The following is a 14764-nucleotide window of genomic DNA, read 5'->3' as shown; positions in this document are numbered from 1 at the left end:
TTGCATTCCACCCGGCAACGCCGGGCGCTACCCTGTGGGATCAGGCAGCCTCGAAGCGCGCGCGCACCTCGGCGGTCACCGCTGGCATCGCCACGAAGCGCGGCTGCGCGCGCACGCGCTGCAGCCAGGCGCGCACTTCCGGGAAGGGCGCCAGGCTGATGCCGCCCTCGCCTGCCACGTCGGTATAGGCGAACAGCGCAATGTCGGCGATACCGTATGCGCTGCCGGTGAACCACTGCGCTTCGCGCAGGTGCTGCTCCATCACTGCCAGCGCGGTGGCGGCACGCTCGTGCAGGCGTGGCAGTTCAGCACGGCGCGGTGAATCGGGCGGTGTCCAGCCGCGGATGAAGCGCGCTACCGCCACGCATGGCTCGTGCGTGTACTGCTCGAAGAACATCCAGCTCAATGCCTGCGCGCGTTCCCAACCGTCGGTAGGCAGGTAGGGCGTCCCTTCGGCCAACCAGAACAGGATCGCATTGGATTCAGTCAACACGCGGCCATCGTCGCGGACGATCAACGGCACCTTGGCGTTGGGATTGAGCGCGAGGAACTCGGCGGTGTGGGTCTGGCCATGGGCACTGTCCACTTCCACCCAGCGGTAGCGGCTGCCGAGCTGCTCCAGCAGCAGGCGGACCTTGTGGCAATTGCCGGACACCGACATGCCATGCACCGTCAACGGGACGCGCTCTTCCACCATTGCCTGATTCCTCGGATCCGGCCGGCGGCCAGCTGCACGCAGTCTGGCAAGCCCGCCGGTGAATGCCAAGCGCGGATGCAGCATGCGGACAATCTGTAGCCGAGCCCATGCTCGGCTGCTGTGCGCCAAATGCAGCCGAGCATGGGCTCGGCTCTACAACGGCGAACGGCGCTGGCGCCATTGTTCGCGCGACTGGCCCCAGATCTGCATCGGCTTGTCGTTGTACGGCGGTGGCAATTCACCCATGCGCAGCAGCGTGCTGCCGAGCTTGCGCGCGACCGCCCTCGAGTTGTCGTTGTTCTCGGCGATGGTGTGGATCACCTCGTCCCAGCCCAGCGTGTCGAATGCCCAGTCGATGGCAGCAACCGCCGCTTCCGGTGCATAGCCCCGGCCCCAGCTGGCATGCCGAATACCCCAACCGACCTCGGTTCCAGGCCAGTCCTGCGGCTGCCACGGTCCCATCCGGCCGATCCAGTCACCGCTGGATTTCTCGATCACACTGAACATCGAGAAGCCGAACAGCTGCCAGGCGCCGGCCAGGCTGCAGAAGCCGCGCCATGCCACCGAGGGCGGTTGAACACCCCCCAGGGTGCGCATCGTTTCCTCGTCGGCACAGAATGCCAGGTACGGTTCGTAGTCCTCGCGCAGCAGCGGGCGCAGGATCAGCCGCTCGGTTTCCAGGCGCAGGTCGAAGATGCTCATGCCGACTCCTTGTCGAAGGGGGGCATCCATCATGGTCGATTCCCTTTCCCCACGGATGAATGCCCGTGCGCACAACGAAACGGGCCGGCATGAGCCGGCCCGTCGGGTGCAGCAGGGTGTTCTGGATTACTGGCGCGTGGCCGCAGTGGCGCCGGCAGCAGCGGTCTGCGTGACCAGCTGGCCATCGACCACCGGCAGGCGATCGCTGGCCGGCTTGTTGTCCATGCGCACGGTCTTCTCGGCGCCATCATAGCGATAGGTCACGTTGTAGCCCTTCACCACATCATTGGTACCCATGGCGATGCGGCTGCCCGGCTTGCTGGCCATGCGCATGGTGCCGGTGGTGCCGTCTTCGTTGCGATAGGTCACGTTGTAACCGGTGACGCGGCTCGACTCGGACGTTGCGGTTTCGGTGTGGCACTGGCGCTCGGTACGATTGACCACGCGGCCGCCCACATGGCGCTTGTCGATCTGGTTGCCGATGAAGCCACCGGCCACCGCACCGGCTGCGGTCGCGGCCTTCTTGCCGTTGCCGCCACCGACCTGGTTGCCGAGCAGGCCACCCACCACCGCGCCGACCACGGTACCGCCGACGTTGCCATCACGCTCCGGCAGGCGCTCCTGCACCGTCACGTCCTGGCAGACCTCGTGCGGGGTCTGGGTCGTGGAGGTCTCGCGCACCGGATCGGTGCCGATCACGGTGGCATAGGCCTTCTGCTTCTCGGTGATCGGGTCGACCTTCAGCACATCGGCATATTCCAGCCCGCGCGGCGCCGACGGGTCGAGCTTGTCACCACGTACGCCATCGTCGGTGGCGTTGCCATCGACCAGGCGCGACTCGCCATTGGGGGTTGCGGCGCTGATGGAGTCGGGCGATTTGTCGCCACTCTTCATGAAGGCGGCGGTGGCGATGCCACCAACCAGCAGCGCGCCCGCTGCGACCAGGACAGTTGTAGTTGTGCTTTTCATGACCTGCTCCTTGCGGACCATCCGCAACGTTCTCGGGACAGATTGCAGCATGCGCTGCCTGAACGGAATCTCCACATTTCGTGCTCATTCCTGTAACCCATTCAGCATCGGGAAATGCAGGGCCCGTGATAGCGTTTGCATATTCCCCACGAGGATCCCCGCCATGGCCAACCCGATGCTGCTGCCAGTACTGCAGTGGGCGCGCCGGCTGCGCTACCCCACCCTGTTCAAGCTCACCGCCGGTCTGTTCGTGCTGACGCTGTTCATCCCGGACCCGATCCCGTTCATCGATGAGCTGGTGCTGGGCTTCGGCACGCTGCTGCTGGCCAACTGGAAGAGCCGCAATGTCACCACGCCACCGCCGCTGGAACAGCGTTGAGCGTGCTGATCGACAGCCACTGTCATCTCGACGCGAGCGCGTTCGACCCTGACCGTGCCGCGGTGATCGAGCGGGCGCAGGCCGTGGGTGTACGCCAACAGGTGGTGCCAGCGGTCACCGCTGCCAGCTGGCCGAAACTGCGCGAGGTCTGCCAGCAGGCGCCCGGGCTGTACCCGGCCTTCGGCCTGCACCCGATGTTCCTGGCCGATCACCAGCCTGGGCACCTGCCACTGCTGCGCCAGTGGATCGAGCGCGAACGCCCTTGCGCGATCGGCGAATGCGGGCTGGACTTCTTCGTCGAAGGACTGGATGCCGAGGCTCAACAGGCATATTTCATCGGCCAATTGGAACTGGCCCGTGAGTTCGAGCTGCCGGTGATCGTGCACGCGCGACGCGCGGTGGATGCGGTGATCGCCGCGATCCGCCGCATCGGCGGCCTGCGCGGCGTGGTGCACAGTTTTTCCGGCAGCCCCCAACAGGCCGCGCAACTGCACAGGCACGGCTTCCTGCTGGGTCTTGGCGGTCCGCTGACCTACGAGCGGGCGCAGCGCCTGCAACGGCTGGTACGCGGGATGCCGCTGGAGCAGCTGCTGCTGGAAACCGACGCGCCCGACCAGCCCGACGCAGGGGTCCGCGGCCAGCGCAACGAACCGGCACGGTTGGCAACCATTGCCAGGCACGTGGCCGCGCTGCGCGGAATGGAGCTGGAGGCCCTGGCACAGGCCACGACAGAGAATGCGCGGCGGCTGTTCGCGCTGCCGGCAACGTAAAGGCGGGGGCCAACCTTGGCCGGCACGCTGTAACGACCGCGACGAACCCGATGCCGGCCAGCGGCCGGCACTACCGTCACGCGTCGGCGTGATCCTCGACCACTTCGGCCTTCACCTTCTTCGGCTCCAGCAGCATCTCCAGCGCCTTGCCCACCGCCGCAAAGGCGAACGCGCCGGTGATGTGGGTCGCCGCGCCCAGACCGGCGCCGCAGTCCAGCTTCAACGCCGCATCGGCACCCAGGTTCGGACGAATGCCGCACACGTTGCCATCGGCCTGCGGGTACTTCACATTCTCCAACGAATACACCGCCGGCACGCCGAAATAGCGCTTGGCGTTCTTCGGGAAGTTGAACTCGCTGCGCAGCTTCTTGCGGATCAGCGCCAGCATGGCGTCGTGCTCGGTGCGCGAGACATCGCGGATACGTACCAGGGTCGGGTCGGTGCGGCCACCGGCAGCGCCGACGGTCAGCAGCGGCAGCTTGCGGCGACGACACCAGGCGATCGTCTCGACCTTGACCCGGAAGCTGTCGCAGGCGTCGATCACCAGATCGAACCCGCGGTCCAGCAGCTGAGCCATGTTGGACATCGTCAGGAATGCCTGCACGGCGTCGACGTCGATCCCCGGGTTGATCGCACGGCAGCGCTCGGCCATCGCCTCGGCCTTGTTGCGCCCGTAATTGCCTTCCATCGCCGGCAGCTGCCGGTTGGTGTTGGACACGCAGATGTCGTCGGCATCGATCAGGGTCAGATGACCGACCGCCGAACGGGCCAGCGCCTCCACCACCCACGAGCCGACGCCGCCCATGCCGACCACCGCCACGCGACTGCCCTGCAGGCGCTCGAGCGCACCCACGCCATACAGCCGTTCGATGCCGGCGAAGCGTTGTTTGACCTGTTCGTTCATCGGGCTATTTTAACGTGCAGCTGCCAGCGCCCAAAGCACGCCGGCGTTGAACCCACCGTTGCACGCCCGGAGAGGCCGCATGAACGCCAGCCCGCCCCGCCGCCTGTCCCCTGCCCATCGCTACCTGTTCGTACTGTGCCTGGGCCTGCTGATCGGCCTGGTCGCCACGGTAATGGTGGGCCGCGCCCTGCAGGCGCGTCGCGACCCGTTCCCGGACAGCCTGATGCAGGTGATGCAGCGGCAGTCGCAGCTGCTGCAGCAGGCTCAGCAGCAGAACCGCTGCAGCCTGGCCGACAGCGTGCCGCGGCTGCAGGCACTACGCCTGTTGTCCAATGACCTGGACCTGGCGTTCCCCGGGCTGAAGGACAGCACGCAGTTCCAGCAGCACGCCAGCCGACTTCGCGGCAACCTCAACACTGCGCTGGCTGCACCGCCAGGCGACTGCAGGGCCTTGGCCCAGCTCGTGGAAACGCTGCAGGCCGATTGCCGGGCCTGCCACCAGGATTTCCGCTGAGGCGCGTTCATCCTGCAGCCGGGCATCGGGTGCGTGGTTGGCGCGTTGTTCACGTTCAAAGGGAGAGGATTCGTCCACCCTGCTGCATGACGCAGTACCACCCAACATACCCGCCTTCACGGCCAGGAGACGCCCCATGAAGATCCAGCTCATCGCCGCCAGCGCCATCGCTACCCTCGCGCTGGCCGGTTGTGCCACCTCGCCCGGTTACAGTGGCGGTGGTTACAACAACGGCTACAACAACGGCGGCTACGGCAACAACGGCGGCTACAACCAGGGCCGCTGCGCGGACTGTGGCATCGTCACCCGCATCAACACCGTGCCCTCGGGCCGCACCGCGCCCAGCGCGACCGGCGCGATCCTCGGCGGCATCGTTGGCGCCGTGGCCGGCCATGAAATCTCCGACCACACCGGTGGCAGCCGTGGCAACAAGAACATTGCCGCCGCTGCAGGCGCAGTCGGTGGCGCCCTGGCCGGCAACCAGATCCAGAAGAATGTGACCAGCGATACCTACGACATCAGCGTGCGCATGGATGATGGTCGCACCATCGTGGTCAACCAGCGTGACCTGGGTGGCATCCGTGAGAACACCTATGTGCGCGTGGTCAACGGCAAGGTCATCCTGCGCTGACCTGCAGCGGGCCAAAGGCAAAGAAAAAGGCCCGCTTGCGCGGGCCTTTTTTCATGCCGACGGACGGCAGGTGTTACATCGGCTGGACCTTGTCGGCCTGCAGGCCCTTCTGGCCCTGCACGACTTCAAAGCTCACACTCTGGCCTTCCTTGAGGCTCTTGAAGCCCTGGGTCTCGATGGCGCGGAAGTGCACGAACACGTCCTCGCCATTCTGCCGGCTGATGAAGCCGAAGCCCTTCGCATCATTGAACCACTTGACGGTACCGGTCTCGCGATCAGCCATCTCACTAACTCCCTTTGACTCTCTCTTGTTGTTGGAAACGCCTGGTGGGCGGCTGACAAGCAAGGGGGAAGCGAGGTGCATCGATGCAGCGGATCGGGAAGATCTTGCTTCATCAGGCCACGATCCACGGTGACCTTGCCAAGCTCAGCGACTGCAACTTAACCCGGCCAAAACGAAAAAGCAACTGGCAAAATCTTTCACTGTCAACCCCAAAACGGACTCCATACGGGACAGCATGGGACTCTCATTCATCTTGTATCTGCTAGCGGTCATTTTTGTCCTGATAGGCATCGCCGGCATCATCCTGCCGGCCCTCCCGGGCATCCCGCTGGTGTTCATCGGACTGCTGCTGGCCGCCTGGGCCGACGGCTTCGCCCACGTCGGCTGGCCCACCCTGGTCGCGCTCGGGGTACTGACCCTGCTTTCGCTGCTGGTGGACGTGCTGGCCACGGTTGTCGGCGCGCAGCGTGTCGGCGCCAGCCGCAAGGCGCTGTGGGGAACCTTCGTCGGCAGCATCGTCGGCCTGTTCTTCATGCCCATCGGCCTGTTCGCGGGACCGCTGGTCGGTGCCCTGCTCGGCGAGTACTGGCACACCCGCGAACTCGGCCGCTCAACCAAGGTCGGCCTGGCCACCTGGCTCGGCATCCTGCTTGGCCTGGCACTGAAACTGGCGGTTGTGATCGCGATGCTGGGCCTGTTCGCGTTCGCCTGGTTCTTCTGAGCCACCTGGCCTTCACGCCACGCGCACGCTGTGACCGTGCATAAACCGTGGGGCTGGCCGCGATCCGGCACAGCCGCCACACTGTGTGATTCCCGAATTCATCGAAGGGCCTGCTGCAATGACCCTCCCCACGCTGTTTCCCCGTCTGGCGCCGCTGGCGCTTGCCCTGGCCAGTGCACCGCTGGCTGCGCAGGAGTTCGCGCCTACCGCCGATGCCTCACCGGCCGCCTGCGCGGCAATTACCACCGACGCGGCCCGGCTGGCCTGCTATGACCGCCTGTTCGGGCATACCCCGGAGGCTACCGCCGCCGCTGATGCTGCCGCCGAAGCGGCTGCGCAGGCCCGCCGCGAAGAACGGCAGACCGCGCGCGTGAGCCAGGGCGAGGAAAAGCTGCGCGAGCGGGTGAGCGACCTGTTCCGCCCGGCGACGCCGGACAGCGCGCTGGCCAACGCCGGCCGCGGTTCGCTGCTGGACAGCCGCTGGGAACTGGCCGAGGACTCCAAGCTGGGGCCGTTCCAACTGCGCGCCTACAAGCCGGTGTACCTGCTGCCCGCCTTCTGGACCAGCGATCGCAACACCATGCCGCACTCGCCGAACCCGGCCAACAGCGTGACCACTCCGCAGGTACTCGACAGTGCCGAGCTGAAGTTCCAGATCAGCTTCAAGACCAAGATCGTCGAGAACCTGTTCGGCGACAACGGCGACATCTGGGCCGGCTACACCCAGAGTTCGCGCTGGCAGGCTTACAACGGCGAGGATTCGCGCCCGTTCCGCGAAACCAATTACGAGCCGGAAGTGATGATGGTGTTCCGCAACGGCTACTCGATCGGTGGCTGGCGCGGGCGCATGACCGGCATCGCGCTGAACCACCAGTCCAATGGCCGCGCCGACCCGCTGTCACGCAGCTGGAACCGGGTCATGCTCAACATCGGCCTGGACCGCGAGAACTGGGCGCTGGTGCTGCGTCCCTGGTACCGCATTCCCGAAAGCCGCAGCGAAGACAACAATCCGGACATCGAGGATTACATGGGTCGCGGCGACGCCACCCTGACCTGGAACCGCAATGGGCATGAGGTCTCGCTGATGGCGCGCCATTCACTGCGCACCGGAAGCCGTTCGCACGGTGCGCTGCAGCTGGACTACGGCTTCCCGATCAGCAACCTGCTGCGTGGCCATGTGCAGGTCTTCGACGGCTACGGCGAAAGCCTGATCGACTACAACCACAAGGCCACCTATGTGGGTGTGGGCGTGTCTCTGCTGGAGTGGTTCTGATGGACGTGACGATCTGGCACAACCCGGCCTGCAGCAACTCGCGCGGCGCACTGAAGCTGATCCGCGATGCGGGCTTCGAGCCGGTGGTGATCGACTACCTGGGCAACCCGCCGGACGCAGCCACGCTGCGCCAGGTACTGGCCGAATCCCGGCTGCACGCACAGGAACTGGTACGCAGCAAGGAGGCGCTGTTCGCCGAACTGGGCCTGGACGGCGCCGACGACGCCACGCTGCTGGCGGCGATGAGCGAACACCCCCGTTTGATCAATCGCCCCGTGGTGCGCACGGCCAAGGGCACGCGGCTGTGCCGCCCACCGGAAACAGTGCTGGAGATCCTGTAACCCGAAAAAGGGGACGGAGGGAATTAAGTCGTTTGTGCACAAACGACTTAATTCCCTCCGTCCCCTTTTTTGGTTACCGCCAGTCGGTGATGCCTTCGCGGCGGTAGACCTCGGCGAACGCCGGGCGCGCCTTCATCGAGGTAGCATGCGCCTTGAGCACCGGCCAGGTGTCACTGGGCCTGGGCATGTTGCGCGACCAGCGCATCAGCATCACCAGCATGTAGTCGACCACGCAGGGCGTGGCGCCCAGCAGGTACGGGCCGTGCGCCTGCAGGTGAGCGGCAACGTGCTGCCAGGCCGCTTCGAGCCGCTGACGCGCCCTCTCGCGGCTGGCCTCGACGTTCGCCTGGCCGGCCATTTCATGCGGATAGAACCAGGCCCGATAGGCCGGCTGCAGCGTATTGGCACACCAGAACATCCAGCGGTAGGCATCGCCACGCTGCGGCGTGCCCGGCACCGGGAGCAGGCCGGCCTCCGGGTGGCGATCGGCCAGGTACAGGGCGATGGCCGCCGCTTCAGTCAGTACCAGGCCATCGATCAACAGTGTCGGCACCACACCGGCCGGATTGAGCGCCAGGTACTGCGCCGACTTGTGCTCGCGCGCGTCGAAATCCAGCAGCACCAGTTCATGCTCGATGCCGAGCTCGATCAGCAGCCAGTGCACGACCAGCGCGGCGGTACTGGTCGAACCATACAGCGTGGTGCTCATGCGGAAGATCCTGTGCGGGTGGATCAGCCGATTATGCGCCCACGCGCGCGATCATTGCTCAGCCGCAGCTGCTCATGCAGGAATCCCGGCGCTCGCCACAGGACATCATCGGCGCGCGCATCGCGCAGTCGTGCGTCTTCAGTTCGCAGGCACGGCGCAGGTCCGGATTGTCCACGTCCTTGCAGCGCTTGTCCGGCGCCGGCACCACCTGCTGCTCGCAGTTGCTCTGGCGGCTGCCGAGGGAGTCATTCTGCGCCATGCAGCTGCGATAGCCGGCCTGGCACTGCACGCGGCATTGCGCCGATGCGGGGAAATCCGCGCCTTCGTACGACGCCGGGGTGCTGCAACCGGCCAGGGCCAGCAGCACGCCTACCACGATGAACCGATGCAGGGCCATGGACACGTCCTGTGCGAGGGTGTTCCGACCGTAGCAGAACAACCGCTACCGGAACATCAATATTTTTGCCCACACAACAACGGCGCCACAGGGGCGCCGTTGTCTGGTCCGGGATGGAGGGCTTACTCCACAACCACCGGAATCTTGCCGATGCGGGCCTGCCATTCGCGCGGGCCGGTCTTGTGCACCGATTCGCCGGTGGAATCCACCGCCACGGTCACGGGCATGTCCTGCACGGTGAACTCGTAGATCGCTTCCATGCCCAGGTCGGCGAAACCAACGACCTTGGCCGCCTTGATCGCCTTGGACACCAGGTAGGCCGAACCACCAACGGCCATCAGGTAGGCCGACTTGTGCTTCCTGATCGCCTCGATGGCGGCCGGGCCGCGCTCGGCCTTGCCGACCATGCCCAGCAGGCCGGTCTGCGCCAGCACCTGCTCGGTGAACTTGTCCATGCGGGTCGCCGTGGTCGGGCCGGCCGGGCCCACCACTTCGTCGCGCACCGGATCGACCGGGCCGACGTAATAGATGAAGCGGCCCTTCAGGTCGACCGGCAGTTCCTCGCCCTTGTTGAGCATGTCGACCATGCGCTTGTGCGCGGCATCGCGGCCGGTCAGCAGCTTGCCGTTGAGCAGCAGGGTCTGGCCCGGCTTCCAGCTGGCCACGTCTTCCGGGGTGATCGTGTCCAGGTCCACCCGGGTGCCCTTGGACGCGTCATAGGTCAGCTTCGGCCAGTCTTCCAGCGACGGCGGGTCCAGCATCACCGGGCCACTGCCATCCAGGGTGAAGTGCGCATGGCGGGTTGCGGCGCAGTTCGGGATCATCGCCACCGGCAGGTTGGCCGCATGGGTCGGATAGTCGTTGATCTTGATGTCCAGCACAGTGGTCAGGCCGCCCAGGCCCTGCGCGCCGATGCCCAGCGCATTGACCTTCTCATACAACTCCAGGCGCAGCTCCTCGATGCGGTTGGAGGCACCACGGGCCTGCAGCTCGGTGATGTCGATCGGTTCCATCAGCGCCTCCTTGGCCAGCAGCATCGCCTTCTCGGCGGTGCCACCGATGCCGATGCCGAGCATGCCCGGCGGGCACCAGCCGGCGCCCATGGTCGGCACGGTCTTCAGCACCCAGTCGACGATGGAGTCGGACGGGTTGAGCATGGCGAACTTGGTCTTCGCTTCCGAACCACCGCCCTTGGCGGCAACGATGACGTCGACCTTGTTGCCCGGCACCACCTTGACGTTGACCACGCCCGGGGTGTTGTCCTTGGTATTGATCCGCTTGCCGGCCGGATCAGCCAGCACCGAGGCGCGCAGCTTGTTGTCCGGATGCATGTAGGCGCGGCGAACGCCCTCATTGGCCATGTCTTCCACGCCCATGGTGGCGTCATCCCAACGCACGTCCATGCCGATTTCCAGGAACACGGTGACGATGCCGGTGTCCTGGCAGATCGGGCGGTGGCCTTCGGCGCACATCCGCGAATTGATCAGGATCTGGGCCATCGCTTCCTTCGCGGCCGGCGACTCCTCGCGCTCGTACGCGGCGGCGAGGTTCTTGATGTAGTCGACCGGGTGGTAGTACGAGATGTACTGCAGCGCGTCGGCGATGGACTGGATGAGGTCTTCCTGCTTGATCGATGTCACGGCTTGCTCGCTTGCTCGAGGCTGGCGGGGGTAATCCGCCCATTTTACCCCCTCCCCCGGCCCCGGGGTGGTCGTGCTGGCCGCTGGCCGGCAAGATTCCCCCGACGCTCTGTCACGCCACGCGCCACTGCGGCGTCCTTGCCCACATGAACGCCGAAACCGTTTTCCAGACCCACCGCCCGCGCCTGATGGCGCTGGCCTATCGCCTGCTCGGCAGCCGCGCCGACGCCGAAGACGTGGTCCAGGACGCCTGGCTGCGCTGGTCCGGCGCCGATCCGGCCAGCGTCCGCGACCCCGAGGCGTGGCTGGTCACCACCACCACCCGGCTCGGCCTGGACCGGCTGCGCGCGGCCAGGCGCGAGCGTGTCCACTATGTCGGCCCGTGGCTGGCTGAACCGCTGGCGGTCACCCTGCAGCCCGACCCGGCACCCGGACCGGCCCAACTGCATGCGCTGGCCAACGACGTCTCGGTCGCCTTCCTGACCCTGCTCGAACAGCTCGGCCCCGAGGAACGCGCCGCGTTCCTGCTGAAGGAGGCCTTCGACCACGACTACCGTAAGATCGCCGAGCTGATCGGCCACAGCGAAGCCAACTGCCGGCAGCTGGTGCATCGCGCCCGGCAGCGGTTGCAGGCCGGGCGGCCGCGCTTCAACGCCGACGCCAGCCAGCACCGGCAGCTGCTGGCGCGCTTCATGGATGCCTCGCAGCGCGGCGACAGCGAGGCGATCCAGGCCCTGCTGCACGCCAACGCGCAACTGGTCTCCGACGGTGGCGGCGTGGTTACCGCCGCGATCCGCCCGCTGCTGGGCGCCGAGCGCATCGGTCGCCTGTTCTGGGCCATCGCCCGCCGCGGCGCGGTGCATCCGGCGCAGCTGGGCTACGTCAACGGCGAACCGGCGATCCTGCGCTTCCAGGGCGACCGCCTGCACTCGGTCACCACCATCGAAGTGGTCGATGGCCGCATCGCCAACGTGTACAGCGTGCTGAATCCAGAAAAATTGCCGAAGGTTGTCACGCACCGCAACGCTGCGGCGTCCTTGTGATGAAGGCGGCCATCGTGGCCGCCGTGGAGCCCACGATGTCCGATCACACCTCCCCCCGCGTCCCCTACACCCGCCTGGCCGCCGAGGCCTTCAAGGGCCTGCTGGCCACCAGCCAGGCGGTGCATGACAGCTCGATTGATCCGACCCTGATGGAACTGGTGTTCCTGCGCGTGTCGCAGCTCAACGGCTGCGGCTACTGCATGGACATGCACGGCACGGCGCTGCGCAAGGGCGGCATCGAGCCGCGCAAGCTGGACACCCTGCCCGCCTGGCACGAAAGCCGCTTCTTCGATGCGCGCGAACGTGCGGCGCTGGGCTGGGCCGAGGCGCTGACCCGGCTGACCGACGGTGCGCCGTCGCAGGCGGCGTTCGATTCATTGGCGCCGCACTTCGATGAGAAGGGCATCAGTGACCTGAGCATGGGCATTGCGGTGATCAATGCCTGGAACCGGCTGGGTGCGGGGCTGCTGCCGCCGCTGCCGTAACGGGGGGCTGGCCGGGCTGCCGCCCGGCACCCGCAGAGGCAACAACCAGAGCAACATCAAAAGCCGGCGCTACTGTGGGTTGGCGGGGTGGATCAGGTCGCAGGGGACGCTGCAAGTACGTCCAGGTAAGCTCGGTCGCCGCATCCATGCGGCTCACGCCGCTGCGACCTCACCCACCCCGCCTTCGATAGTTCACTGGAGCTGCTGGTAGGTGTCGACCGTGGTCGACACGGTCGATCCACGCCGTGCATGGATACGGGAGGGTCAGAACCGTTTGTGTGGCAAAGGGATCTGACCCCGGTGCCGGCCACACGGCTGCACTGACCCCATCTGCACGTATCAGGCGCGCACAATACGCGCATGCCTGCTTCCCCCACCGCTGGCGCTGCCGCCGCGAAGAAACCCAGCCTGCGCCAGCGCTTCAGGGCGATGCGCAATCTGCCCCCTTTCCTGCGCATGGTCTGGAAGACCAGTCCGGCGCTGACCCTGGCCAGCCTGGGGCTGCGCCTGATCCGTGCCCTGCTGCCGGTGGCGATGCTGTACGTCGGCAAGTTGATCATCGACAGCGCCCTGCACCTGAGCCAGCACGATGCCCGCTACCCGCCGCTGGGCGAGGCGCTGTCCAGCGGCCTGCTCAATCCACTGCTGGGCCTGCTGGCACTGGAATTCGGCCTGGCCATCGCCTCGGACCTGCTCGGCCGGCTGGTCAGCTACGCCGACGCTCTGCTTTCCGAACTGTTCGCCAACGCCACCAGCATCCGCCTGATGGAACACGCCGCGACGCTGGACCTGGAGGATTTCGAAGACCCGGACCTGCAGGACAAGCTGGACCGTGCGCGGCGCCAGACCATGGGCCGGATGAACCTGATGAGCCAGCTGTTCGGCCAGGTGCAGGACGCGATCACCGTGGCCAGCCTCGCCGTCGGCCTGCTGGTCTACGCGCCGTGGCTGATCCTGCTGCTGGCGCTGGCACTGGTGCCGGCCTTCATCGGCGAATCGCACTTCAACGCGGCCGGCTACAGCCTCAACTTCCAGTGGACGCCCGAGCGCCGCCAGCTCGACTACCTGCGCCAGCTGGGCGCCAGCGTGGAAACGGCCAAGGAAGTGAAGATCTACAACCTGCACCGCTTCCTGGTGGAGCGCTACCGGCGCCTGTCGGTGGCATTGTTCCAGGCCAACCGCGCCCTGGCACGGCGCCGCGCGTTCTGGGGCACGCTGCTGGCTGCGCTGGGCACGCTGGGGTATTACACCGCCTACGCCTACATCGCATGGCGCACGGTGCGCGGGGACTTCTCGATCGGCGACCTGACCTTCCTCGCCGGCAGCTTCCTGCGCCTGCGCCAGCTGCTGGAAGGCCTGCTGATCGGCTTCTCGCAGGTGGCCAGCCAGGCGCTGTACCTGGATGACCTGTTCTCTTTCTTCCAGATCCAGCCGGAAATCCACTCGCGCGATGGGGCCGTGCGCGTGCCGCAACCGATCCGCCAGGGCTTCGTATTCGAGAACGTCGGCTTCCGCTACCCCGATGCCGAACAGTGGGCGGTGCGCCATCTGGATTTCCAGCTGCACGCCGGCGAAGTGCTGGCCCTGGTCGGCGAGAACGGCGCCGGCAAGACCACCCTGGTGAAGCTGCTGGCGCGGCTGTACGAACCGGACGAAGGCCGCATCCTGCTCGACGGCCGCGACCTGCGCGATTACGACCTGGATGACCTGCGCGCCAACCTCGGGGTGATCTTCCAGGACTTCGTGCGCTACAACCTCAGCGCCGGCGAGAACATCGGCGTCGGCCAGGTCGAGGCGATGGACGACCAGGCACGCATCGCTGACGCGGCGCGACGCGGCATGGCCGAGGAAGTCATCGACGACCTGCCCGGCGGCTACGACCAGCAGATCGGCCGCCGCTTCAAGCAGGGCGTGGACCTATCCGGTGGCCAATGGCAGAAGATCGCCATTGCCCGCGCATGGATGCGCAATGCGCAGGTGATGATCCTGGATGAGCCAACGGCAGCGCTGGATGCCCGCAGTGAGTTCGAGGTGTTCCAGCGGTTCAGGGAACTGGCGGATAATCGCACCGCAGTACTGATTTCCCACCGTTTTTCCTCGGTACGCATGGCCGACCGCATCCTGGTGCTGGCCGATGGCCGGATCGAGGCCAGCGGCACCCATGCGCAGCTGATGGCGCAGGGCGGCCGTTATGCCGAGCTGTTCGAGCTGCAGGCGGCGGGTTACCGCTGAGAACGCCTCTCGTTCCGCCCAATGAGAACTTGTCTCATTTGAGATAGAATCACCCCGACGACTTTCGATAGATA

18 protein-coding genes are annotated in these 14764 nt (G+C 66.3%); 10 read left to right on the top strand and 8 right to left on the bottom strand.

The genetic code is table 11. The annotated features are described in order from the left end of the window. Nucleotides 1-40: 40 nt before the first annotated feature. The 3 genes from WDC87_RS10940 to WDC87_RS10930 all read right to left on the bottom strand — a co-directional run bounded on the left by WDC87_RS10940 (nt 41) and on the right by WDC87_RS10930 (nt 2368). Nucleotides 41-697: a glutathione S-transferase family protein gene (locus WDC87_RS10940; RefSeq protein WP_032954328.1), complete on the bottom strand. Its 657-nt coding sequence runs from the start codon at nt 695-697 to the stop codon at nt 41-43. Nucleotides 698-850: 153 nt separating this feature from the next. Continuing rightward, complete coding sequence (locus WDC87_RS10935) at nt 851-1399, bottom strand: GNAT family N-acetyltransferase (RefSeq protein WP_061477983.1); 549 nt, start codon at nt 1397-1399, stop codon at nt 851-853. 126 nt (nt 1400-1525) lie between these two features. After that, the gene (locus tag WDC87_RS10930) at nt 1526-2368 is read right to left on the bottom strand and encodes a glycine zipper 2TM domain-containing protein (protein ID WP_061478099.1); all 843 of its coding nucleotides are present in this window, start codon (nt 2366-2368) and stop codon (nt 1526-1528) included. Nucleotides 2369-2531: 163 nt separating this feature from the next. Between WDC87_RS10930 and WDC87_RS10925 the strand changes: the two genes are divergently transcribed. Then, on the top strand, nt 2532-2747 hold the full coding sequence (locus tag WDC87_RS10925) for a DUF6116 family protein (RefSeq protein ID WP_188240815.1): 216 nt from the start codon (nt 2532-2534) through the stop codon (nt 2745-2747). Then, nucleotides 2744-3517, top strand: a complete 774-nt coding sequence (locus WDC87_RS10920) for a TatD family hydrolase (protein ID WP_072168353.1) — start codon at nt 2744-2746, stop codon at nt 3515-3517. The genes WDC87_RS10925 and WDC87_RS10920 overlap by 4 nt, the downstream gene beginning before the upstream one ends. Before the next feature lie 76 nt (nt 3518-3593). Here the strand turns inward: WDC87_RS10920 and WDC87_RS10915 are convergent, their stop codons facing one another. After that, nucleotides 3594-4421: a tRNA threonylcarbamoyladenosine dehydratase gene (locus tag WDC87_RS10915; RefSeq protein ID WP_252745318.1), complete on the bottom strand. Its 828-nt coding sequence runs from the start codon at nt 4419-4421 to the stop codon at nt 3594-3596. 79 nt (nt 4422-4500) lie between these two features. On the opposite strand from WDC87_RS10915, the gene WDC87_RS10910 reads away from it, so the two are divergent. Then, the gene (locus WDC87_RS10910; protein WP_061477985.1) at nt 4501-4935 is read left to right on the top strand and encodes a cytochrome c; all 435 of its coding nucleotides are present in this window, start codon (nt 4501-4503) and stop codon (nt 4933-4935) included. A 136-nt stretch (nt 4936-5071) separates the two neighbouring features. Continuing rightward, nucleotides 5072-5566 (top strand): glycine zipper 2TM domain-containing protein, encoded by a 495-nt coding sequence (locus WDC87_RS10905; RefSeq protein WP_005417545.1) that lies wholly within the window; start codon nt 5072-5074, stop codon nt 5564-5566. 73 nt (nt 5567-5639) lie between these two features. On the opposite strand, the gene WDC87_RS10900 is transcribed toward WDC87_RS10905, so the two are convergent. After that, nucleotides 5640-5849 (bottom strand): cold-shock protein, encoded by a 210-nt coding sequence (locus WDC87_RS10900; RefSeq protein ID WP_005417546.1) that lies wholly within the window; start codon nt 5847-5849, stop codon nt 5640-5642. Between the two features lie 235 nt (nt 5850-6084). Here WDC87_RS10900 and WDC87_RS10895 point away from each other — a divergent pair, with 235 nt between their 5' ends. The 3 genes from WDC87_RS10895 (at nt 6085) to arsC (ending at nt 8184) form a co-directional block, all read left to right on the top strand. Beyond that, the gene (locus WDC87_RS10895) at nt 6085-6570 is read left to right on the top strand and encodes a DUF456 domain-containing protein (protein ID WP_032958895.1); all 486 of its coding nucleotides are present in this window, start codon (nt 6085-6087) and stop codon (nt 6568-6570) included. 118 nt (nt 6571-6688) lie between these two features. After that, the gene (locus tag WDC87_RS10890; RefSeq protein WP_088496680.1) at nt 6689-7843 is read left to right on the top strand and encodes a phospholipase A; all 1155 of its coding nucleotides are present in this window, start codon (nt 6689-6691) and stop codon (nt 7841-7843) included. Continuing rightward, nucleotides 7843-8184, top strand: a complete 342-nt coding sequence (arsC, locus tag WDC87_RS10885) for an arsenate reductase (glutaredoxin) (RefSeq protein ID WP_061477988.1) — start codon at nt 7843-7845, stop codon at nt 8182-8184. Before WDC87_RS10890 ends, arsC begins: the two co-directional genes overlap by 1 nt. 73 nt (nt 8185-8257) lie before the next feature. Here arsC and WDC87_RS10880 read toward each other — a convergent pair whose 3' ends face one another. From WDC87_RS10880 to WDC87_RS10870, 3 genes are all read right to left on the bottom strand, one after another. Then, nucleotides 8258-8893: a glutathione S-transferase family protein gene (locus tag WDC87_RS10880; RefSeq protein WP_005417555.1), complete on the bottom strand. Its 636-nt coding sequence runs from the start codon at nt 8891-8893 to the stop codon at nt 8258-8260. 58 nt (nt 8894-8951) lie between these two features. After that, a complete protein-coding gene (locus WDC87_RS10875) occupies nt 8952-9290 on the bottom strand; it encodes a hypothetical protein (protein WP_005417563.1) in 339 nt (112 codons plus the stop codon). 122 nt (nt 9291-9412) lie between these two features. Beyond that, nucleotides 9413-10930, bottom strand: a complete 1518-nt coding sequence (locus tag WDC87_RS10870; RefSeq protein ID WP_005417564.1) for a fumarate hydratase — start codon at nt 10928-10930, stop codon at nt 9413-9415. Between the two features lie 146 nt (nt 10931-11076). Between WDC87_RS10870 and WDC87_RS10865 the strand changes: the two genes are divergently transcribed. The 3 genes from WDC87_RS10865 to WDC87_RS10855 all read left to right on the top strand — a co-directional run bounded on the left by WDC87_RS10865 (nt 11077) and on the right by WDC87_RS10855 (nt 14690). Beyond that, on the top strand, nt 11077-11973 hold the full coding sequence (locus WDC87_RS10865; protein WP_088496679.1) for an RNA polymerase sigma-70 factor: 897 nt from the start codon (nt 11077-11079) through the stop codon (nt 11971-11973). 35 nt (nt 11974-12008) lie between these two features. Further along, the gene (locus tag WDC87_RS10860) at nt 12009-12458 is read left to right on the top strand and encodes a carboxymuconolactone decarboxylase family protein (protein ID WP_088496688.1); all 450 of its coding nucleotides are present in this window, start codon (nt 12009-12011) and stop codon (nt 12456-12458) included. A gap of 360 nt (nt 12459-12818) precedes the next feature. Beyond that, a complete protein-coding gene (locus WDC87_RS10855) occupies nt 12819-14690 on the top strand; it encodes an ABC transporter ATP-binding protein (RefSeq protein WP_252745094.1) in 1872 nt (623 codons plus the stop codon). Nucleotides 14691-14764 lie beyond the last annotated feature (74 nt).

Source organism: Stenotrophomonas maltophilia group sp. Smal12 (assembly GCF_037079935.1).
Classification (GTDB): Bacteria; Pseudomonadota; Gammaproteobacteria; order Xanthomonadales; family Xanthomonadaceae; genus Stenotrophomonas; species Stenotrophomonas sepilia.
This window is presented reverse-complemented; position numbering and strand designations above follow the sequence as displayed.